A 1015-nucleotide genomic window follows, 5' to 3' on the forward strand; every position below is an offset into this window, starting at 1 on the left:
GATATAAATACAAAAGGTTAGTTTTTCATCAATATGGCTGTTGTTTGGTTATGTTATAATCAATCCGAGGCTAGTGGTATAAGGATCAGAATTCTACTGCAGAGCATATCGTTTTCTTCTCTTTCTGTGCTCATGATGCTGCCTGATTGATTAAACCACTTTGTCACTTTTGTGTGGCATGAAATACCATAATTCGTGATTACGATAGCATTAATTTAAATAAATGAGGCGCTATGACGTGTGAACTAGTACTCGTCCGCCATGCCAAATCTTCATGGCGGCATCATATGGCATCTGATTATCAACGGCCACTGGCTAAACGTGGATTACGCCAAGCCACATTGATGGCGCAGCGCCAAGCCTTTATTCATGAGGATGCGTTATTACTTTGCTCCCCCAGTGTTCGGACGATGCAAACTGCGTCTTTGATGTTAGAAGGCAAACCGGCCTTGCAAGCCAGATTACGGCTCGCGCCTGAGTTGTATGAAGCCACATTGCCGCAACTGTTAAAGCTGATCACGGCCACGCCTGACTCGGTGCAACAGTTGGTGCTGGTAGGCCATAACCCCGGTTTAGCCGATCTGGTCTTGCATCTGACCGATAATGAGCTGATTAAGTTCACTACCGCGATGCAAATTCGGATCACGCTGCCTAACTGGCATCAAGCCGGCAATTGTGCGGGTGTCTTAACGGATGTGATTTATGCCGAAGAGGGCGAGATTGGCTAACGCGATGGCCGTGCATATCCGGTACAGCGACTCGACTGGCATTACGTGTACCTAAACATTACGTGTACCTAAACATTACGTGTACCTAAAATAGTGCAACCAAAAGCAATACAAACAGAATCAAACTGATAGGGATGAAAAGCGAGGAAAAAGTTAACGGATGAACAGTAGGAAGAAAAACGCCCGGTAACTGGGAACCAAAGATTACGTTACCGGGTTATCCTCTAAACTCAGGGGACATCAAAGAAAAAGCAGTGGCATATACTCAGACTCTGCTTTGCATCGGA

1 protein-coding gene is annotated in these 1015 nt (G+C 45.5%); it reads left to right on the forward strand.

Translation table 11 applies throughout. From position 1 onward, the window contains the following. The first annotated feature begins 233 nt into the window (after positions 1-233). Complete coding sequence (locus ACRC27_RS12610) at positions 234-728, forward strand: SixA phosphatase family protein (RefSeq protein ID WP_438640027.1); 495 nt, start codon at positions 234-236, stop codon at positions 726-728. Positions 729-1015: the final 287 nt, after the last annotated feature.

Origin of the sequence: Plesiomonas sp. (assembly GCF_051650925.1) — a bacterium.
In the GTDB taxonomy this organism is placed as follows: domain Bacteria; phylum Pseudomonadota; class Gammaproteobacteria; order Enterobacterales; family CAMTGL01; genus Plesiomonas.

What these genes read in the sequence shown, in the direction of transcription:
- ACRC27_RS12610 (WP_438640027.1), top strand. Translation starts at nt 234, where the DNA reads ATGACGTGTGAACTAGTACTCGTCCGCCATGCCAAATCTTCATGGCGG.